General features: G+C 36.3%; 15 protein-coding genes. 6 read left to right on the top strand and 9 right to left on the bottom strand.

Annotated features, from left to right (window positions below; translation table 11 throughout):
- Nucleotides 1–2 precede the first annotated feature (2 nt).
- From ACPDG9_RS13215 to ACPDG9_RS13185, 7 genes are all read right to left on the bottom strand, one after another.
- The gene (locus ACPDG9_RS13215; RefSeq protein ID WP_430528191.1) at nucleotides 3–1,202 is read right to left on the bottom strand and encodes a DUF5689 domain-containing protein; all 1,200 of its coding nucleotides are present in this window, start codon (nucleotides 1,200–1,202) and stop codon (nucleotides 3–5) included.
- A gap of 37 nt (nucleotides 1,203–1,239) precedes the next feature.
- A complete protein-coding gene (locus tag ACPDG9_RS13210; protein WP_430528190.1) occupies nucleotides 1,240–2,478 on the bottom strand; it encodes a YdcF family protein in 1,239 nt (412 codons plus the stop codon).
- 2 nt (nucleotides 2,479–2,480) lie between these two features.
- Nucleotides 2,481–4,154 carry a RagB/SusD family nutrient uptake outer membrane protein gene (locus ACPDG9_RS13205; RefSeq protein ID WP_430528189.1) on the bottom strand — a complete coding sequence of 558 codons (1,674 nt, stop codon included), beginning with the start codon at nucleotides 4,152–4,154 and terminating at the stop codon, nucleotides 2,481–2,483.
- 2 nt (nucleotides 4,155–4,156) lie between these two features.
- Entirely contained in the window at nucleotides 4,157–5,011 is an 855-nt protein-coding gene (locus ACPDG9_RS13200) for a hypothetical protein (RefSeq protein WP_430528188.1), read from the bottom strand.
- Nucleotides 5,012–5,050: 39 nt separating this feature from the next.
- Nucleotides 5,051–7,579, bottom strand: coding sequence for a SusC/RagA family TonB-linked outer membrane protein (locus ACPDG9_RS13195; protein ID WP_430528187.1), 2,529 nt, complete (start codon nucleotides 7,577–7,579; stop codon nucleotides 5,051–5,053).
- A gap of 8 nt (nucleotides 7,580–7,587) precedes the next feature.
- Nucleotides 7,588–8,505, bottom strand: coding sequence for a FecR family protein (locus tag ACPDG9_RS13190; RefSeq protein ID WP_430528186.1), 918 nt, complete (start codon nucleotides 8,503–8,505; stop codon nucleotides 7,588–7,590).
- Between the two features lie 116 nt (nucleotides 8,506–8,621).
- Nucleotides 8,622–9,167: an RNA polymerase sigma factor gene (locus ACPDG9_RS13185; RefSeq protein WP_430528185.1), complete on the bottom strand. Its 546-nt coding sequence runs from the start codon at nucleotides 9,165–9,167 to the stop codon at nucleotides 8,622–8,624.
- 171 nt (nucleotides 9,168–9,338) lie between these two features.
- On the opposite strand from ACPDG9_RS13185, the gene ACPDG9_RS13180 reads away from it, so the two are divergent.
- Nucleotides 9,339–10,289 carry a 3',5'-cyclic-nucleotide phosphodiesterase gene (locus ACPDG9_RS13180; protein ID WP_430528184.1) on the top strand — a complete coding sequence of 317 codons (951 nt, stop codon included), beginning with the start codon at nucleotides 9,339–9,341 and terminating at the stop codon, nucleotides 10,287–10,289.
- A 31-nt stretch (nucleotides 10,290–10,320) separates the two neighbouring features.
- Here ACPDG9_RS13180 and brnQ read toward each other — a convergent pair whose 3' ends face one another.
- Nucleotides 10,321–11,628 carry a branched-chain amino acid transport system II carrier protein gene (brnQ, locus tag ACPDG9_RS13175; protein WP_430528183.1) on the bottom strand — a complete coding sequence of 436 codons (1,308 nt, stop codon included), beginning with the start codon at nucleotides 11,626–11,628 and terminating at the stop codon, nucleotides 10,321–10,323.
- 210 nt (nucleotides 11,629–11,838) lie between these two features.
- Between brnQ and ACPDG9_RS13170 the strand changes: the two genes are divergently transcribed.
- Together ACPDG9_RS13170 and ACPDG9_RS13165 are read left to right on the top strand one after the other, a co-directional pair.
- On the top strand, nucleotides 11,839–12,366 hold the full coding sequence (locus tag ACPDG9_RS13170) for a GNAT family N-acetyltransferase (RefSeq protein WP_430528182.1): 528 nt from the start codon (nucleotides 11,839–11,841) through the stop codon (nucleotides 12,364–12,366).
- 510 nt (nucleotides 12,367–12,876) lie between these two features.
- Complete coding sequence (locus tag ACPDG9_RS13165; RefSeq protein WP_430528181.1) at nucleotides 12,877–13,761, top strand: helix-turn-helix domain-containing protein; 885 nt, start codon at nucleotides 12,877–12,879, stop codon at nucleotides 13,759–13,761.
- Nucleotides 13,762–14,059: 298 nt separating this feature from the next.
- Here ACPDG9_RS13165 and ACPDG9_RS13160 read toward each other — a convergent pair whose 3' ends face one another.
- Complete coding sequence (locus tag ACPDG9_RS13160) at nucleotides 14,060–15,295, bottom strand: ABC transporter permease (protein WP_430528180.1); 1,236 nt, start codon at nucleotides 15,293–15,295, stop codon at nucleotides 14,060–14,062.
- Nucleotides 15,296–15,302: 7 nt separating this feature from the next.
- Here ACPDG9_RS13160 and ACPDG9_RS13155 point away from each other — a divergent pair, with 7 nt between their 5' ends.
- The 3 genes from ACPDG9_RS13155 to ACPDG9_RS13145 all read left to right on the top strand — a co-directional run bounded on the left by ACPDG9_RS13155 (nucleotide 15,303) and on the right by ACPDG9_RS13145 (nucleotide 20,794).
- Entirely contained in the window at nucleotides 15,303–16,526 is a 1,224-nt protein-coding gene (locus ACPDG9_RS13155) for an exo-beta-N-acetylmuramidase NamZ family protein (RefSeq protein WP_430528179.1), read from the top strand.
- A 20-nt stretch (nucleotides 16,527–16,546) separates the two neighbouring features.
- Nucleotides 16,547–18,091 carry a histidine kinase gene (locus tag ACPDG9_RS13150; RefSeq protein WP_430528178.1) on the top strand — a complete coding sequence of 515 codons (1,545 nt, stop codon included), beginning with the start codon at nucleotides 16,547–16,549 and terminating at the stop codon, nucleotides 18,089–18,091.
- A gap of 105 nt (nucleotides 18,092–18,196) precedes the next feature.
- Nucleotides 18,197–20,794, top strand: a complete 2,598-nt coding sequence (locus tag ACPDG9_RS13145) for a zinc-dependent metalloprotease (protein WP_430528177.1) — start codon at nucleotides 18,197–18,199, stop codon at nucleotides 20,792–20,794.
- The last annotated feature ends 9 nt before the right edge of the window (nucleotides 20,795–20,803 follow it).

The raw sequence follows: 20,803 nt of genomic DNA, 5'->3' as shown, positions 1-20,803 counted from the left end.
GCTTAGAATCCGAATATAATATCATCTATATTTACACGTGGTCGATTTCCATTTTCAAAAGGTTGAGAAATATTAACAATTCTAAATCTCATTTTCCCTTTTTTATTTTCGTCAATTTTGAATTCAGCTACTTTTAAAATATCTGCTTTTGTATCTACTTCAAATTCCCCAACAGCTTGATAAGTAGCTCCTTGATCTACAGAAACTTCAACACGCAAAACGGTTGGATTTTCATTATTCACCTCTGCTTTTGCAGGATAAATACCATGATGGATCTTAATCGTCTGTACCTCTTCTTCTAAATCGAAGTTCATACTTAGAATTCCTTTTCTCAATTCATTTGTTGCATGACCTTGTAATCGGATAGACTGCGCCCCATTTTTTAAATCGGCCTCTGTTGTTGCCGTAATTCCTCCATCGATGGTCCATTCTCCAGTTCTAAAAACTAAACTTTTGACATCATAAGAGCTACTCGAGCTTTGTTCAAAATCTTCTTTTAGTTCAGAAATCTTCAATGCCATATCCTCTAATGACCTCGGCATTAATCGAAGTTCTCCTAGACCCACTCGCGCTAAAGCCACAACAGTTGCTAATTTGTTTGCAATGGCTTGATCTGCAAATTGAGCTTCTTTTCGCACTTCTAGTTTAGCTGTGGTAATACCATCACTTATTTCATGGCTGCCTAACCAAGTGGTGCTTCCTTTGGGATCTAGCCTAACATCATCTAGCATGACGAGTATAGGTCCCCAGTATTGTACTTCTTTTTTTAATGTAGATAAATCAACAGGTAAAGGCGATAAAACCACTTTTTCTCCTGTTGTTTTTACGTGTACTCCTGAAATATTCTTCACAATTTTTTCTCCCTCAACTTCTTGTAAAGTAGCTCCCTCAAGGTTAATTTCTACTACTTCTCCTACTTTGTATCGCACAGCATTGGTGAGTTCTAAAACAACAGCTGCTTTAGCTATTTTATCTTGTACCACAAGATAGTTGTGTTCCGTATTTCCCTGAGCAGGATCATTTACCACAACACCTGTAATTGAGGTAGGGCCAAATTTCAAGTCGGAAGACAGGACTACTTTTCTCAGATGCTCAATCGTCTTAGGCTGAGGATTTGTTTCCTTATTCTCATCTGAGGTTGAACAACTTGCCAAAAAAGCAAGATTGACTAAGGATAATAATAAAAACAACTTTTGTTTCATTTGAATTGAATTTTAGTTTTTGATTGCTATTAATTTTTTACGGATCTAAAGGTTCTAATGGATTGATGTGTGTCATTACTTTTACAGGATAATATTCTAATAGTTCTCCTTGTTCTATTTCGATGAATTCTCCAGGTAAATAGCCGAGTTCTCTTATAAAGCGCTTCTTAAATTTATCGTCGTAGATCATTCGAATATGATTATAATGGCTTACAATCATGCTTTTTTGTGTGAGATCAAATCCGTACCTCAACATCAAGCGTGTTGCATTGCGAAGATTTGTTGTAGTATGTCTGGCATAAGGTTCGACAATAATGGCTTTTTCAGGAATACCATAAATACGCATCAATTCATCTTTCATTACTATAGCTTCACAGGTTGCAGTTCGATTGGGATGAACATGACCTCCTGATACAATAATGAAAGGAGCTTTGTTTTGTTTATATTGAGCAACGGCAATTTCTAAATTGAGCTTTCCTAAGGCAGATAAAGGATCGCGATAATTGCTTGGTCCATCTCCTAATACGATCAAAGCATTGTAGGGGTATTCCTTAAAATTTACTTCTTGCGCATATGCTTGTGCTGCTGCGTTGTATTTTTCATCTAAAGGTTCGTAGCGCACCCCTTCATCTCGATGATTCGCATACATTAAATACAATGCATAATTCAATGATCGCTCAAAAAACAAGGGATCTACTGGATCATTTTTCATCAAATGACTTGACCAATACAACAAGGTTCGTTGGTAGTAATTAGAATTCACGTCATAGGATACTGCATCAATTTTTGGATAGTAAGGATCGCTCCCTTTTCCATATACAGCTAGGGTATGATTCAACCCCTCTAAGTTTAACCGAAGCACCTGTTCGAGAAACGCTCTATCCGTTAATGTTTCATAATTAGCATATTTACCTGAACGTTTAACTTCTTGAATTAGCGTTTGAATACCCGTTTGATCTTGTGAAAGGTTGAACGCTTTAACAATCATATCGATTGTTTCAGTAGAAAAAAGATAAGGGGCTACCACTTGACTTGCTTCTTGTATTTCTTTCAGGTTTTCGTGTTGAATTAGCGCTTCCCTTTGGCTCGCTGTCCATTTGCTTAGCTCTTTATTCTTTTTGAGTTGAGCAGATACCGTTTTATTTTTCAGTATTTGATTAAAAAAATAAAAGTTACTTTCCTTTAATCGTTCAACAGTTTCGTTGGTGTGGTGCTCTTGAGCGGAACTGGTCGCACCCCAGGTTAAACCAACCAGGAGCAACATGAATTTTCTCATATTTAATAATTTGGGTTTTGTACTATTTTAATTGGGCCTGCGCCATCGATATAGCGCTGTGGAATTGGGAAATATTCATTTTTCCCTTCTTGGAAATAAGCATTAGTTAAAAAATTCCTCTTTTTCTTTTCTTTAGGTAAATACTGTGTATTGATGACCTCAGCGGCAATGCCCCATCGCACGAGATTAAAAAATCGCTCCCCTTCTAAGGCTAATTCCAAGCGCGATTCTAATCGAACAGCATTTTTTGCTTCATCTATCGTTTTCCACGGTTGGGAATAAGGTTCTATTTTATAGTTAGCAGCAAAGGCTGCCTCTGCTATCTTTTTTACGTATCTACTATTTTTTGCTCGGTTTCGAATTTGATTAACAAGTACCTGAGCTTGTGCAAGATCACCAACCTCAACAAGTGCTTCAGCTCGCCACAGTAAAACTTCTGCATAGCGAATGACGTAATAATTCAACGCGGACACATACGGCCAGGTTTTGCTATAGTAAGGGGAGTTGGCCGATACGATTCTCTTTTTAGGAGCGTAAGGTCCGTAAGTAGCTTCATCTCTTGCCCAACTGGCTTGATAGACGATACCCAAATCTCGATAAGGGATACCAGGTCTTCCAATGGTATGATCCAATCGAGGATCCACATAATCCTCTTCTGTAAGGTCAACATTTCCTCCCATTGGCAATCCCATCTCATCTGTTCTAAATGCATTAACTAAATTTTGCGAAGGGCGATGAAAACCATATTGCGGATAAAAGGGTCCACCAGGTGCAGCAAGTCGATCTCCCACACTGCCGTTGTAATTTTTAAAACTACCCTCATTAATTGCGTGTTGGACGGCAAAAAGAACCTCTTTATTATTGTCATTTTCAGGCAAAAAGAGTTCTTCAAAATCTTCATACAAGCCAAAAGAGCTATCCAGTACACGTTGAGACAATTGGAGCACGTCGTTCCATTTTCCTTGATAGAGTCTCACTTTAGTTGCATATGCTAAGGCTGCTGTTTCTGTAGGTCTTCCTACTTCTTTTTGTACAACAGGAAGACGCTCACTCGCCCGCTCAAAATCCATTGCGATTTTTTCCCAGAGTTCTTCTGACCCATACACTACATTAGAAACATAAAATGCATCAATCTCAACTACAGTCTCATCAATATAAGGGATTTGATTATAGAGGCGTTTTAATTCGAAGTAGTAATGTCCCCTTAGAAAGAACAATTCTCCTTTTCTTCTTTCCTTTAATGTATCCTCCATATCCTTTACTTGATTCAACAAGCGCAACGCGCTATTTACCCGATGAATCCCTTCATATAGTACACTCCACTTTCTTTCAACATCGACAATAGTTGGGTCAGTTTGATATAATTCCATTCGGTGAATCTGCGCCTGATCTCCCGTTCCACCTCCTCCTTTATAGGCATCATCCGAAACCACATCTCCAAAACTCCAATTTGAAGCAGGTGAATTCATGGCATTAGAAGAATTGTCCATCTGTCCATTGAGTAATTGATAAGCAGCAATAATCATTTTCTCTATATTTTCTTCTGTAGCCATTTGATCAGGGCTAATTTGTCCTTTAGGCGATTCGTCTAAAAAATCTCCTGAACAAGCAGTAAAAAAAACAACTAAGAAGCTGTAAGCCACTACTTTTAAAAGTAAAAAAACAGGTTTATTCATCGTTAATATCGTATTGTAAATCCAAGGGACATTGTTTGAGCTGGAGGATATAGTCCTCGGTCAACCCCTAGATCTAAGCTTCTGTTGTTACTGGTATAATTTTGAAATCCGACTTCAGGACTTAATCCGCTATATCGGGTAAGCGTAAAGACATTACTAAGTTGTAGGAAAGCGCTAAACTTCGCTTTCTTTTCCTTTTTATTAGAAAAAGTATACGTCAATTGTACAGTACTCAATTTGAGAAAAGAACCGTCTTCGATATAGTAAGAAGAAGGTCGAATATTGTTATTGGGGTCGTCCCTTGTCAGTCGGGGAATTGACGTATTCGTATTCTCAGGCGTCCATGCGTCTAATACATGAGCGGATTTATTATAGGCCTCTTGATTAAAAAAGTGCGACTGATATTTGGTTAGATTATAAATATCATTGCCATAACTAGCAATCCAAAACAACTGTAAATCAAAGTTTTTATACGTGAAATTTAAATTTAAACTAGCTGTAAATTTAGGATGTGGTGATCCTATTTGTGTTCTATCCTCATGGTCTATCACTCCGTCTTTATTGTAATCCCGAAAGATTAGATCCCCTGGTTGAGCATTGGGTTGTAATCCATAAGCATCTATTTGCGTTTGGTTCTGAAAAATGCCTGTGGAGACGTAACCATAAAAAGCACCAATTGGATGTCCTACTCTTGTACGCGATACTTCTTGTCCAAAATTAACATCGTGTAAAGACGAACTAGGAATAGACAAATAAGAAGTGGATTGCAAACGGGTTAATTTATTTTTATTACTTGTAAAAGCCAAGGAGATGCCGTAGTCTAATTCACGATACGAATTGCGATATGCAATGGTCATTTCGACTCCCTTATTTTCTACAGCCCCATCATTGATCCATTATCCTTTATGAGCACCGCCAAAAGTCAAAGGTAAAGAGCGATAAACTAAGAGGTCTTTTGTTTTTTTGGTGTAGTAATCGACCGCAATTTGGAGCTTATCTTCAAAAAAAGTTGCTTCTATACCTGCATCAATTTGACGAGTGGACTCCCAACGCAAATCAGCATTTGCCACCCGTGTAGAAACTAAACCTGTTGTGGATGTATATTGCGATCCTTCAATATCATAATTCGAATTATAGTTATTATGGCTAAAACTTTGCACCGTTGAATACGTTGGAACCTGTTGATTACCACTAATTCCCCAATTCAACTTAAGCATGAGTTTGTTATTTTTGATTGTTGAGGGCCAAAAGTTTTCTTCATTGACCTTCCAGCCGACAGCAAGTGCGGGAAAATTACTCCATCGGTAGTTTTTTAAGCGAGAAGTGCCATCTCGTCTAACTAAGGCAGTAAATATATACTTTCGATTGAACGCATAATTGACTTTGGCGAAATAAGAATTCAAGTTCCATTGGTACGCATTTCCCGAATTCAATTGATTCTCTGTACCATAATCCAAAAACCAATGGGTACCATCTTCTTGTAAAAAATTATCTCGAGAAGCAGATAGACCTTCATAATAATACTGTATCGCTTCCTGCCCAACCACTACTTGAACATCGTGTTTTCTCATGCGACGTTTGAAATTTAATGTATTACTGAATACCCATTGATAATTGTATCTATTTTCCGTTGCCAAAGTATTGACGGCCTGTTGAACAAATAATTCATCAAATGTGGTGTCAAAGCGCTTGCTATTGATATTGAGAAAGTCCAATCCCAAAGAAGTTCGAAATGTAAAATCTGCATAAGTGGCTTGAGCAAAAAGATTACCTACAGCGCGAATTTCTTTGCGTTTATTATCTTTATTTCGGTACAATCTGCCTAAAGGGTTTTGTCTATCATTAATTGGATTTCCCGAAAAGTTTCCTTTTTCGTTATAAATAGGAATAATTGATGGATACATATAAGCGTCATAAACAATTGAGTTTAGTGCCTTGTTTGTACCTATTTCCACTTGTTCTGCGTAGGATATATTGAAATTTTCTCCCACCGTAAGATGGGTATCTAACAGATGATAACTTGAGTTATATCGCGCATTTAGGCGTTTAAAGTACGTATCTTTGAGGATACCCTTTTGTTCAAAATACCCCAATCCAAACCGCTGTTGAGCTAAGGTATCCCCTTTGGAAATAGAGAAGCTATGCGACTGAATACGTGCGGGAGTAAAAATTTCTTTTACCCAATTGACATCCGCACTTCGAATACTGCGATCAGCGGTCAAATATTCCGGAATGCTACTCTGTTGTGGGTTATTTCCATAAATGCTATGATTGGGTAGAACACCATCATTTCGATACGCCTGCCACAACATCTGTCCATATTCTTTCGCATTTAGCATTTTAGGTAGATTAACAGCGTATTGAATTCCGCCATAACTGTTTACCTCCAAAACAATTTCACCAGTTTGATTGGCTTTTTTCGTTGTGATTAACAACACACCATTAGCGGCTCGAGATCCATAAATAGAAGCTTCCGCATCTTTTAAAATTAAAATTGTCTCTATATCATTCGGGTTAATTGTATTCAACCCATTGACTAGAGGAACGCCATCGATCAAAATAAGAGGATCATTGGTATTCATTGTATTTAAACCTCGTATGGCTAAGGAGTTACCTCCACCAGGACTATTTTCACTAAACACCTGAACCCCAGTCGCTTTTCCTTTCAACATATCGACTATATCCGCCTGAGGTAAGTCTTGAAACTGATTGCCCAATATTTGTACAGCCGAACCTGTATAATCTGCCTTTACTTGGTTTGAATAGCCTGTAATGATAATTTCCTCTAGACTTTTATTTTCCTTGTTCAACTGAATAAAAAGCTGTTGACTATTGGTTTTTGTTATTTGTATCTCTTTACTTTCATACCCTACTAATGCAACAGACAATACAGGGTTCTTTCTTCCTTCCTCTAGTTGTAGGGTAAAATTTCCTTGCTCATCCGTTAAACTCCAGATAGTTGAATGGAGAAGACGCACGACAGTATAGGCTAAAGGATTTCCTTGTGTATCTTGGACATTTCCTTGAATGTTATGGATTTGTTCCAAAAAAACAGCATTGTTTTTTCCTTCTTTAGAATGAAATCTATTTTTAAAAGAAATGAGATTGCCACTGAGACTATAGTCCATTTCTTTTTCTCTTTCAATTTGATTCAACAAATCAATTAATTTAATGTGTTTCGAAGTCAAGTGAATCATTAAAGAAGTATCTATCGCTTCAAGAGAATACACCACTCTAAATTTGGTTTGTTCCTCTATGGAGTTAAAAATGGTGGCTAAACTGTTTACTTTACTTTGAAACACAAGCACGTCTTTTATTTTCTCCATTTGAATGGGTACATAAAAAGCAAAAAGATTCAAGTGACCGAAAGTCACTACCCCCAATACAAAACACATTTTAAGATACGTCCCTTTTAGCCTCTTCATTTCTACAACTATTTTTCAACGTGTATATGGGAGCCCGAAACCGTGTACTTTACCTGATGGATAAAGCAAAAACTATGTAAAATATCTTGAAGTGAAGTAAATCTAAAATCTCCCGTTGTATAAAGTTCAGTTTGCGGTAGATCTTCGATTTGAATTACAACATTAAACTCTTCTTCAATTATTTTTTTCCAGGTTAATAAAGGTATTTCATGCATAACGAGTGCTCCTTTATAACTGGAATATAAAGAAAGAACATCCACTAAAGACTTCTTAAATTCCCCGTTCGAAAAGGACACTTTTTCATGTGCGGTAAGCCAGACTTTATCTGTTTGGATTTTTTGCTGGTTTTCCACCACTACTTTCCCCGTTTTCACTACAACTTCATGATCATTTACCAAAAAAGAAGTACCCAATACGGCTACAGCAACTTGATTTGTTTGAACGATAAAAGGTTTTGCTTCATTTCGAGCGACATTAAAAAACGCCTCTCCTTCTAACTGTACTTGTCGATTAACCGTATTAAATTCTTTGGAAACCACTAGTTTAGAACCTGGCGTTAACACAACTGTTGTAGTATCATCTAGTTGAATAGATTGCGTTTTCTCACCTAAAGCAACTGCATATTGCTTATTGTTTGGAAGGAAGAAATCAACAGACACCCCTATACCACTGATAAGCAGCACAAAGAGCGTTACTACCAATAAGGCTTGTTGCTTTCGCTTTTGTTGTCGTTTTTTAATTCCAGTAGTAAATTTAATTCTACTGTACATTCGCTGTTTCAACTGCGTATCATCTTTTACCTGATTGCGCTTAACGAATGGTTGTTCTTGCAAGGTTTGGATAAAATCATCTACTACCTTTCTTTCCGAAGGTGAAGCAGTTTGATTTAAATACTTATCGCAAAGTTGTCTAAACTTTTTAATCATAGGTCTTCTGGGTTTCTATAACTAAGAGTGAGTCTTTGCTCATTCTCCCCATCCCTCCTTTTAATTCTTAACAATTAGATAACATTACTAGTTTCGGCTTTATACACTAGTGCTATTTACTGGCATATGATCAGTAATACTACTAGCAAATCAATAGAATAAGGTAAGTTTATTTTTAAATTTTTAATTGCTTTGTGAATTTGCTTGTCTACGGTACTTTCAGAAATACTCAATTGTTCTGCAATCTGTTTATAACTAAGGTGGCTACCATATCTCAATTGAAATACTTCCAAACAGCGTTTAGGGAGTACTTCTTTGGCTTTAGCAAAGATGAAATCTACTAATTCTTCCTTGTAATACCCTTGTTCTTCCGCAGATAAGTTTTCATTCTGCGTTAAAGTGTGATAGACTGTTTCCAATTGGATTGTATCAAAATCGACTGTTTTAAGGGCCAAAATACTTCGATTTCGAACGCTCTTCATAAGGTATGACTTTGCGTCCAAAATAGATAATTGATTAAAATTATTCCAGATCTGTACAAAAACCTCTTGTACCACGTCTTCTGCTAACTGATGATCGCGAACAATATTACAAGAATAACTATACAATTCATCCCAATACAACTCGAAGTGATCGTTAATCCATTTATCCTTTAAATTCATTCTTCTATTCTTTATTCCAGTCAAAGGTATAGTCCAAGAAGAATCTATAGATTATTAATCCATTACTAAACCGTTATCAAGCGATTAGTTAACTTTTCACTTTTCTAAAAAAATAAAATATTGATAACCTCTACTTCGATTATCCGTACTTTTGCAACAAATACATCTATAATGAAGAAGTTCTTTTTAACCCTTTCCGCATTTTTACTTTACAGCACCTCTACGCTACTAGCGCAAAACCTAGAAATAATTCCACTCGGAGTATATGGTGGTGGCGATGAGAGCAATTTATCTTGTTATTTACTAGGAGTAGAAAACAGCAATTCTTATATAGCGCTAGATGCTGGAACGCTAAGAAGTGGCATAAACAAAGCGATTGAAAAAGGTACGTTTGATGTTTCGTTTGAAACTGTGCTACAACAGTACATCAAAGGATACTTTATTTCACATGGTCATTTGGATCACCTTTCAGGTTTAATTATCAATTCACCAGAAGATTCTGCCAAGCCCATTTATTCGTTGCCATTTGTTTCGGATATTTTTAAGCAAAACTATTTCACTAATGCCTCTTGGGCCAATTTCGGTAATGAGGGAGAATCTCCTATATTAGGAAAGTACACCTATGCAAAAGTGAAGCCCTTCCATTCTTTTCCTATTGACAACACCACTTTTTCTGCAGAAATTTTTGAGTTAAGTCACGTGAGTCCACAAAAGAGTTCAGCCATTCTATTGAGAAATAACAGCGATTATGTACTCTACTTTGGAGATACAGGAGCAGATCGAATTGAAAAAACCAATCATTTAACGACAATATGGGAGTACATTGCCCCTCTTGTTCAAAATAAAAATTTAAAAACTATTTTAATAGAGGTCTCTTTTCCAAATAGTCAACCTGAGCATTTGTTATTTGGTCATCTAACGCCGAAGTTACTGACCGAAGAGTTGAGTAAACTTGCTCAGTATGCTAAGCTTGAAAATTTAAAAGACTTGACGATCATCGTTACTCATTTAAAACCCTCGGGCAATCAAATTGAACAGATCAAACAAGAATTAAAGGAGAACAATCCTTTACAGCTCCACTATATTTTTCCCACACAAGGCGAACGAATCTCACTACAATAAAAAAATCCCATTCCGTGAGAATGGGATTTTTTTATTTTTTACTTACGATATATACGAGAATAAAAACGACAAAAGACGGCAACAACCAAGGTACGTCGTAATTATACAACGGAATCTTTTGAATTCCTTGATTCAATTGAAATACAAAACTTTCTTCTGAAGCCTTGTCAATTGTCATGCCGATGTAAAATTGCACAAGAGAAAAAACAGTTGTTGTTGCTATTGCCCCTACAAAAGGCGATTTTCGTTTGACTATTTTTCCGAATAAGACAATATACACAATTAGAGTAAGAGTAATTGGATAGATTATTCCTAAAAATGGTCCTGCATAATCAATAATCTGATCCACTCCATTGACAGCTAAAATAGCAGAAAAGACACAAGTTGCAATCACAATTACCTTATAGCTTACTTTTCCCTTAGTCAACTGATTGAAAAACGTACCCGTCGCACATACTAGAGCAATAGCGGTGGTCAAACAGGCCAAGGCAATACACAAAGACAAGGCAACTGTACCATGAGCGCCTAAAACGTGATTAGAAATATAAAGCAATAATTCAGTGCGTTTCAATTCACCCGTAACATTGTATCCAGAAGTCGCTCCCAAATACACAAGTCCACCATAAATAAACAATAGACAAGAAGTTGCTACAGCTCCAGACAAGAACGTTACTTTTGTTTTTGCCTCTTGACTCGTATATCCTTTGGCTTTAACCCCAGCGATAATGATACCCGCATAAATAACAGAAGCTAAAACATCCATGGTTTGATACCCCTCGGCAAATCCTCTGCGAAAGGACTCAGTGGCCCCTATTCCATTATCTTTAGTTCCATCTAATGGATGAAGAATCCCCATGACAATCATAACGGTCAACAAGAGTAACAACAGAGGGGTTAGGTATTTTCCAATGATATCAACAACTTTAGACGGAGATATTGACAACGCAAGTGTTATAGCAAAGAATAAAACAGAAGAAACAATAGGATTAAAATCGGGCCAAATGGGCAATAATCCAATTTCGAAAGTTGTTGCTGCAGTACGGGGAATTGCCACAAGAGGACCAATACTCAAAATGATCATTGTCGCTAAAACCAATCCTAAAGTGCTATTGATTCTCTTCCCTAAATCAGTAAATTCGTCTCCGGAAAGCAGCACTGCTAGTATTCCCAAGAACGGGGCAATAATAGCCGTAATTGTAAATCCTGAAACGGCAGCAGACCAGTCTTCACCAGTAATAAGCCCTATAATAGGAGGTAAAATAATATTTCCAGCGCCAAAAAACATGGCAAACAACGCAAAACCTATTGTTAATACATTCGTAATTGATTTCTGTTTCATTTGTTATCTTTACATTATTTATTCAATTTGCATTTTCTACAAGAAAACTATTCATCACAAACAATAACCATGCTAATCTAAACATTATATTAAATTATTTTCTACAATATAAAATATTACTTGCATAATTACCCGCCCTCATCCTTTTTATTCTTTGTTTATTGTATAGCAAATTGTTTATTTTTATTCCCTATCTAACCTATTCAGAATATGTTCACTTTATTTGAGACTTCTCGTTTGACCATCAGTAGCATTCAATTAGAAACCGATTTACCTTCTTTACTCTTGTTGCACAACCACCGTACAACTATGCGTTGGATTCCCAACAACAAATTACCTTGGACAGTTGCCGATTTGGAAAATAAATACAACCTCAATCAACATGCTTATAAGAAACAACTTGGCCTTTACAAAATCACATGGAGAACAAACACAGCTTCAACTTTTATCGGAGAAGTGGGATTATTCCAGTGCCAAGATACTACTACGACAGTAGAAATCGGCTATATTTTACATGAATTTTATTGGAAGAAAGGTTTTGCCACTGAATTATTACACGGGTTAGCGCAGTTTATAAGTACTCACTTACCCTATACAACTATTCGTGCACAGCTCTTTGAACACAATATCAATTCAAAGAAATTACTTGAACGCTGCGGATATCAGTGTGTAGCAACCGTCCCACTTGAAGAGAACACCACAAAACTTGTTTATACCAAACCCCTCCTCTTGAAATAAGCACCTCCATTCTTCCTTTTCAAAAACACTTACAAGCGCATACCTTTTATATCAAAGCAATTTAAAAAATTCAATCGAGTCTTATTATTTTAAAAATAATAAGACTCGATTGAATTTTTAGGCAATAAAAAAGAGGGTGTAAAGTATGTTTTTACTTGATTTACTTCGGTCTATTTCACCGTCCCTTTGCGTATCCCTTCCCTTTTATCAATAAAAAGTTCATGTAAAAACCTCAACATCATCAAATTAAAAGATCATTTATCCCTATATCTTCTTCTTTATTTAAAAAAAAGACGAACAACACTTACTCTAAACACATTTTATACAGTATAAAATAAAAAAAGCAACACCGTTGAAATAATATCTAAAAAACACAACAAATAATAAATTTTTATCAAATATAACGTTATAATAATACATAATTTTATCCTCAGCTATAAAACAAGAATGAATAAGATCACGCTTTAATGACTTTAGAAATTAAATGTAAGAAACAAATAAGCGCAAAGAATGACAGAATCAACCCCAAAAATAGAGCTGGATGAAATCGACCAAGAAGAACTAACAACGATATGCACAACCAATACAGACGAATTCGCCGTTTATTCCCAAAAAGAAGGCAAAGAGCTTTTCATACCCTATAATATGAAGACGCATTATAAAGTGTCTTACTTAAACAGTAAGAGTAAATTATTTTGCGGAACAGAGATACGCGAATTTTCGGGGCCCATTTTATTTTTTTCAAATCCTTTATCCACCTATACCCTTGAGCCAACATCAGAAACACCTGAAGGTTATTTCTGCTTGTTTACCAATACTTTCTTAGGATTTCAAAGTAATGAGATTAGATCAACTTTACACACCTTACAAGCAACTCCGATTTATGCTTTAGACAAAGATCAAGATCAAATGATCCGTTCCTTATTTGAAAACATTATTGCAGAGCACAATCAAGATTACCCTTTAAAACAGGAAATCTTACGCAATTATATTGAAATTATCATACACCAAGCTAATAAGTTACAAGGCAGTTATACCTTAATTGAAAAAAAGAATGCTACAAATCGACTGTGTGCACAGTTTTTAGAACTTTTAGAAAAACAGTACCCCATTACCAATAAGCATCAAGTAGTACGGTTAAAGGCAGCTACTGACTTTGCAGATATGTTGGATGTACATACGAATTACTTAAATTTTGTTGTGAAACAAACATTAGGTAAATCTACTACTACAATTATACAAGAACGCACATTAATAGAAGCCCAGCGTTTATTAAAAAACTCGACGTTAAGTGTATCTGAAATTGCCTTTTCCTTAGGTTTTGAATATGCTACTTACTTCTCTAGCTTTGTTAAAAAATATACGGGTTACTCGCCTAAACAGCTGAGAAAATAATTCATGCGCTATATATAGCTATGGCTTATTATCCAACTCGCATTGATATACACAAGTAACAAAGCTCCCTTTACGCTAAAGCCGTTCTATGCAAGAACGGCTTTTTTATTTTAAACAAGTAATTAACCCGATCGTGCGGACTTGTAGCCCGATCGCGCGGATTTGCAATCCGTGCGCTAAATCTTGTAGCTCGTGTGTATAAATAAAGTCACGGATTGTACTCGAGGCCTTAGCCGAATTGAACGAAGTTAAATCCGCGACATCGGAGAATAAAAAGTAACTTTTTAAGCGACTTTTTTTATTCGTATCGAATAGCCTTAACGGGCGATATTTTTGTAATCAAATAAGAAGGAATCAACAACACTAACATAGCAACGATCACCACACCTGCATTGAGTAGAAACACATCTGAAAACCGAATCAAAACAGGAGCTTCTCTCACATAATAAGATGTTGGATCTAATTTAATTAACCCTGTATATTTTTGAATAAAAAGCAGACCTAGTCCGATTGCATTTCCGTACAACAGTCCCTTTCCGATTAAATAAAATGCATTGTATAAAAATATTTTTCGCACGCTCCAATTCGCTGCACCTAGCGCTTTTAATATTCCTATCATTTGCGTGCGTTCTAGAATCAAAACCAGCAAAGCAACAATCATATTAATCGAGGCTACTGCAATCATAATAATGATGATGACTTTAATATTAAAGTCAAACATATCTAACCATCCAAAAACATTCTCATATTTTTCTACAATGGTTTTACTGTCGACTGTAGAAGGTAAATTGAGATAAATCTCACTTCCTTTCTCCTCAATTTTATCGAAGTCCTTCAGCAGTACTTCAAACCCTCCCACTTCATTTTCCGCCCAACGATTTAATCGCTGTACATGGCGAAGATCTCCAATAATAATATTCTCATCAAATTGCTGCAAGCCCGAATTGTATAAACCTACTACTTCAAATTGACGAATATTCGGCACTTTATTTCCCCAATCTTTCATGAAATAGGTATTGACTTTATCGCCTAATTGAAGTCCTAACCGATTGGCTATATACGTAGACATGAGAATTTCGTTACTCATTCCTTCCCCAAAGACAGGCAATCTTCCTTGTTCGATGTACTCAGCGATCTCCTTGAATTGGTAATCGGGCGTTACCCCTTTATAGACAATCCCCTCAAAAGCATTTTCAGTTCGTATAATTCCCGCTTTAGTAGCAAAAGGCTGAATACTTTTCACTCCATCAACCTCCTGTAAATTTGGATAAAAGTTTTGATCTATTTCGATGGGTTTAAGTGTAATATCTGTTATATTGGAATCGTATTTAGTAATTACGATATGGCCACTGAAAGCTGAAATTTTATCTCTAATTTTGTGTTTCAAACCCAAACCTGTAGCAACAGACACCAACATCATTATAATCCCTAGCGCAATTGCTGTGATAGCGATTTTAATAATTGGAGCAGAAATACTACTTTTATGGTTCTTTGTAGTTACTAAGCGTTTAGCTATAAAAAATTCTAATTTCAACTTTGTTATGATATCAAATTCAACAGTCAAAAATACATTATTATTCTTAGTAACACTATTGATTTATAGTGTAAATTCTTATTCTTTTTCAAAGGTAGAAAGCGAGTTTCCTTCTTCGAGTTCAACTATACTTGTAGGTGCAGAGAACACAGCAGCTTATCTTTCTCTTTTACAAAACAAAAAGGTAGGAATTCTAACGAATCAGACGGGAGTAGTTCGGGAAGCACTCGATGTCAATGTATATATATCTACTGTTGATTTTTTACTTCGCAAGGGAGTCAATCTAACGAAAATATACGCTCCTGAGCATGGTTTTAGGGGGACAGCTGATGCTGGTGAACTTGTAAAAGATGGTCGCGATACGCAAACAGGACTCCCCATTCTTTCTTTGTATGGCAACAGTAAAAAACCATCCAAAGAACAACTAGCTGGTATTGACATTATGCTATTTGACTTACAAGATGTCGGTGCTCGATTTTACACCTATATTTCATCTTTACACTATGTTATGGAAGCTTGTGCAGAACAAAACATCCCCATTCTTGTATTAGATCGTCCCAATCCGAATATTTCTATTGTGGATGGTCCTATCTTAGAAATGAAAAACAAGAGTTTTGTTGGTATGCATCCAATTCCTACACTACATGGTATGACCATTGGGGAATATGCCTTGATGATTAATGGGGAAAAATGGTTAAATGGTGGAATTCAGGCAGATTTAACCGTAATTCCTAACCTAAACTACAACAGACAGATGCGCTATTCACTTCCTGTTTCTCCTTCTCCTAATTTACCCAATGATCAAGCGATCAATTTATATGCGAGCTTGTGTTTCTTTGAAGGAACAAATGTCAGCTCAGGTAGAGGAACGGATTTACAATTTCAAATTTACGGTTCTCCTTATTTAGACCAAATGCCTTATCACTTTACCCCCCAACCTAACGTTGGTTCAAAAGATCCAATGAACAAGGGGAAACTATGCTATGGAGAGGACCTCTCTAAAGAGTTACCTGTAACAAGATTAGAACTCAAATGGTTATTAAAAGCCTATCATCAAACAAAAAACAAGGACAAGTTTTTCACTAATTTCTTTCTTAAATTAGCAGGAACAGATCAATTAAAGCAACAAATTATCGCTGGTAAAACAGAAGATGAAATTCGTCAATCATGGCAAAATGGTTTAGCGACTTTTAAAACGACTCGAGCGCCTTACCTTCTTTACGCTAATTAATATCTCGACTCTCCTATCCTATGAAACAGCTTTTGTTTTCTCGTAGAACGCTTTTGATTATAGCCATTGCAATTGTAAGTATCACTTCCATTGCAATTCTATTCTTGAGTATATCGATTAACAGTAGCTATGAGGAGACCTACCAAGACATCATCAAAAAGAGTTTTAATCACCGTAAAAATGCCTTAGAAGAGGAGTTTAAAAAAATTGACAATCAGTTAACTATGTTAACGGATGTAGTTCGACAGAATCCTTTGGATCAACTTCCTAAAACGTATAACGTCCTGAACGAAGTACAACCTTATAACCGTATTTCCAGCTACAACTGGTATCTTGCTGTTGACTCTTCCAAACGAATTACAGCCCACAACTTAACGGATCAGTCGGTTCTTCCCCTTCATCACCCACTAGTACAACAATTGCTAAAGGATGATCATCAAACGAGAATCAATACCTTTATAACACTCGATCAACACTTATATTGGGTGTGTTGGAATAGTGTCAAAAAAGACAACAACCTAATTTATACTGGTTTTATTTTTAGTCTAAAAGAGCTTCACAAACACCTGACGACGATTGATATTACCACCCCAAACTACGCCTATATATTTGCAGCTGATGGAACGTGTATTTATCACCCGGAGTTAAATCTAATTGGTCAAAATATATTTCAAGTCTCTTCGACAACGAGTCAAGATACCATGAACAATACGAAGAATAAATCTACACCTAAGGTAGTTGAATCCGAATTTCTCAAGCTTGAAGTCTATCGCTTTTTCACAAGTTTTAACTCCACCAACTTTAAAGGTTATATTAGCATTAACTTTCCCAAGCTCAATGTAGACGAGAATGTAATTCCATTGAAACGAAATACTTATTTGATTTTCATTAGTTCTATTTCGATTATTTTACTTTTACTCTACTTCTTCAATTTAGAAAGCAAACGCGCTTATAAAGAGAAAGAGCAATTAGCTTTGGAAAAAGAGAAAATGACAAAGGAGAAAGTTTTAATGCAGTTGAAACAATTGAAGAACCAGATTAATCCTCATTTTTTGTTCAACTCCTTAAACTCCCTATACATGCTTATTACTATTGACAGTGATTTAGCACAAAAGTTTACCTTAAATTTGAGCCATACCTATCGGTATTTGATTCATTCTCCGAGTAGCAATTTAGTTGAGCTACACCAAGAACTCAACTTTATTGAACAGTATATCGAATTACAGCGTATCCGTTTTCCAAAAGAACTCCACGTTGAGATTTTGGATAAACAACACCTACCTACAAAAACTAAGATCCCGTATTTAGCTTTACAAATTGCGGTAGAAAATGCGATGAAACACAATATAGCGACCTTAGACTCGCCCTTATTGATTCAAATAACGCTAACAAATGACTGTGTTACTGTGATCAATAACATTCAACTAAAAGAACAAAAGGAAGAAAGCGAAGGATTTGGACTGTTCTATATTGCATCTATTTATCAATACTACCAAATTGAAGGCTTCCAAACCTATTCACAAAATGAGACTTTTAGCTGTATTTTTCCTTTGATCAATTGTTAAAATATCCATTCACTCCCAAAATAAATCCACTCACTCCTGAAAATTTTAAGTTTAACGAGAAGTCCTTTAGCTTTATCCCTTACTTAACTTAAACTTAACATTGTAATGAATCGAAACACGGTTAAACTAAGTATCAGTACTTTAGCCTTACTAGCATGTTTTACTCAAACGCCAACAGGCTTGCTGTATGCGAAAGAGAAGAAAACGGAAAAGCGGACGGAGAAAGAGAAGGAGAAGGAGAAAGACTCTACTGATACGAAAGAAAACAATTACGCTGATTTAATAAAAAAGGGAACCTATACAAAAGGGTTATTTAATGTTATTCAAGTCAAAACGGATGTTTATTTTGAAATACCGGATAGTTTATTAAACCGTCAGTTTTTGTTGGTAAACAAACTTTCACAAGTTCCTTTAGAGATCAATGATGCGGGAGCCAACAAGGGAATGAACTACGAAAACAAGCTTATTACCTTTCACAAAGACACACTGGCGAATAAGATTTGGGTTAAAACAGAGACTCCTCGTGTTTCTTCACCAAAAGAAGATGCTATTACGCGTTCTGTTACCGATAACTTTATTGAGTCTGTTTTAGAAGTTTTTGATATTGAAACTCAAAATCCAGATTCTACTGCTACAGTAATTAAGGTAAACAAAGTATTTGACGGAAATCAAAAGAGCTTCAATGATGTTTTATCGGGATTGAGTTTACCTACATCAATCAAAACGAATTTATCGTATATCGAAGGAATCAAAACGTTTCCGGAGAACATTGTCGTTAAATCAATGATGACAACAAGTGTGAATGAAGGGTCTGGAGATGTATCTGTTTCTATGGGAGTTACAACGAATATTGTACTTTTGTCTAAAGAACCGATGCAGCCGAGAGTTGCAGATAAACGCGTTGGTTTTTTTACAGAGAAGCATTGGCATTTCAGTGATGCACAACACAAAATGGAGGAGCAAGAATTCATCACGAAGTGGAGAATGGAACCTAAAGAAGAGGATATAGAAAAGTACTTACGCGGCGAATTAGTTGAGCCGAAAAAACCTATTGTGTATTACATTGATCCGGCAACACCTCCACAGTGGAGAGAGAAAATCATTGCAGGGGTACACGATTGGCAGGTAGCTTTCGAACAAGCGGGGTTCAAAAATGCAATTGTAGCAAAAGAACCTACAGCAGCCGATAAAGATTTTGATATCGACGATGTGCGTTATTCGGTAATTACCTATGCAGCATCGCCTAAATCAAATGCGATGGGTCCTTCTGTCATTGACCCTAGAAGCGGGGAAATTATTGAATCGGATATTATTTGGTGGCACAATGTAATGACATCTGTCCACAGCTGGATGCGCATACAAACAGGCCCAATTGACGAAAGAGCAAGAGCGAATAAATTCAGTGATGACCACATGGGAGATGCCATTCGATTTGTGTCTTCACACGAAGTAGGACATACTTTTGGTTTGAAACACAATATGGGAGCTTCTTTTGCTTTCCCAGTGGATTCTTTGCGTTCTAAAACCTTCACGGATCAAATGGGGGGGACAGCTCCTTCTATTATGGATTACGCGCGTTACAATTATGTAGCTCAACCAGAAGATAAGGTAACAGCTATTACACCTCAAATTGGGGTATACGACAAATACGCGATTGAATGGGGATACCGTTGGTACCCAACACAAGAGCAAGAGAAAAAAGCACTGCGTAAAATGATTGAAGATCACCAAGATGATCCGATGTATTTTTACGGAGAACAACAAAGCTACTTAAACATCGTTGATCCGAGATCACAATCTGAAGACCTAGGAAACGACGCGATGAAAGCGAGTGAATACGGATTAAAAAATTTAAAAATAGTAGTAGATAATATTATTTCATGGACCTACGACCAAGGAGAAGATTATTACGAAGCTGGAAAGTTATACATGGGCGCTATTGGACAATGGCAAATGTATAATCAACATGTTTTATCAAATATTGGTGGTGTTTATTTAGATCATGCTGTATATGGAAACAACAAAAAAGCATATCAACCCGTGCCTTACGAAACACAGAAAAGAGCCGTTGAATATTTGAGCAAAAATGTGCTCGCGATTCCAAACTGGTTATTTTTCAACGACATCAATGAAAAAACGTACAGCTTAAAGGATTCTCCGGTTGGTCCATATGAATATTCGCCATACTCTCTAGCAAGAGAATTACAGTATACAGCGATCTATCACGTGTTAACGGATGAGCGTTTACTTCGTTTATTAGAGAGCGAAGCACTGCAAGCCCAAACAAATGGAGAAAAAGTGTATACGATCCAAGACCTATTCAATCAATTGAGAAGTGAGATCTTTGCTCCTACTAAAAAAGGGAAATCACTGTCAATTTTAGAGCGAATGACACAGAAAAATTACGTAGATGCGTTAATTATTGATGTGAATAAACTATTTGAAAAAACAAACAAAAAAGGGTTAATCCTAGATCAATCTTTGCAAATGCCTACCTTATGTAGAGTTTCTTTAACTGACAATCAAGCGAGAAACATCAACTATACAGTAATGAAACGCGTTTCAGAGGTAACAAGTTACAAGAAGGGTGAATTATTCGCTATTCAAAAACTTGTGCGTAAAAAAGCAAAATCAGGTGATGCAGCGACACAAGCACACTATGCAGATTTAGCCAATAGAATTAACCAAGCACTAGGTATATAAAACTAACAA

Source organism: Myroides sp. C6-3, from assembly GCF_050522425.1.
Lineage (GTDB): Bacteria > Bacteroidota > Bacteroidia > Flavobacteriales > Flavobacteriaceae > Flavobacterium.
Note: the sequence above shows the minus strand (reverse complement) of the source record. Positions and strands in the feature narration are given on the sequence as shown.

What these genes read in the sequence shown, in the direction of transcription:
- ACPDG9_RS13215 (WP_430528191.1), bottom strand. Translation starts at nt 1,202, where the DNA reads ATGAAACAAAAGTTGTTTTTATTATTATCCTTAGTCAATCTTGCTTTT.
- ACPDG9_RS13210 (WP_430528190.1), bottom strand. Translation starts at nt 2,478, where the DNA reads ATGAGAAAATTCATGTTGCTCCTGGTTGGTTTAACCTGGGGTGCGACC.
- ACPDG9_RS13205 (WP_430528189.1), bottom strand. Translation starts at nt 4,154, where the DNA reads ATGAATAAACCTGTTTTTTTACTTTTAAAAGTAGTGGCTTACAGCTTC.
- ACPDG9_RS13200 (WP_430528188.1), bottom strand. Translation starts at nt 5,011, where the DNA reads ATGACCATTGCATATCGCAATTCGTATCGTGAATTAGACTACGGCATC.
- ACPDG9_RS13195 (WP_430528187.1), bottom strand. Translation starts at nt 7,579, where the DNA reads ATGAAGAGGCTAAAAGGGACGTATCTTAAAATGTGTTTTGTATTGGGG.
- ACPDG9_RS13190 (WP_430528186.1), bottom strand. Translation starts at nt 8,505, where the DNA reads ATGATTAAAAAGTTTAGACAACTTTGCGATAAGTATTTAAATCAAACT.
- ACPDG9_RS13185 (WP_430528185.1), bottom strand. Translation starts at nt 9,167, where the DNA reads ATGAATTTAAAGGATAAATGGATTAACGATCACTTCGAGTTGTATTGG.
- ACPDG9_RS13180 (WP_430528184.1), top strand. Translation starts at nt 9,339, where the DNA reads ATGAAGAAGTTCTTTTTAACCCTTTCCGCATTTTTACTTTACAGCACC.
- brnQ (WP_430528183.1), bottom strand. Translation starts at nt 11,628, where the DNA reads ATGAAACAGAAATCAATTACGAATGTATTAACAATAGGTTTTGCGTTG.
- ACPDG9_RS13170 (WP_430528182.1), top strand. Translation starts at nt 11,839, where the DNA reads ATGTTCACTTTATTTGAGACTTCTCGTTTGACCATCAGTAGCATTCAA.
- ACPDG9_RS13165 (WP_430528181.1), top strand. Translation starts at nt 12,877, where the DNA reads ATGACAGAATCAACCCCAAAAATAGAGCTGGATGAAATCGACCAAGAA.
- ACPDG9_RS13155 (WP_430528179.1), top strand. Translation starts at nt 15,303, where the DNA reads ATGATATCAAATTCAACAGTCAAAAATACATTATTATTCTTAGTAACA.
- ACPDG9_RS13150 (WP_430528178.1), top strand. Translation starts at nt 16,547, where the DNA reads ATGAAACAGCTTTTGTTTTCTCGTAGAACGCTTTTGATTATAGCCATT.
- ACPDG9_RS13145 (WP_430528177.1), top strand. Translation starts at nt 18,197, where the DNA reads ATGAATCGAAACACGGTTAAACTAAGTATCAGTACTTTAGCCTTACTA.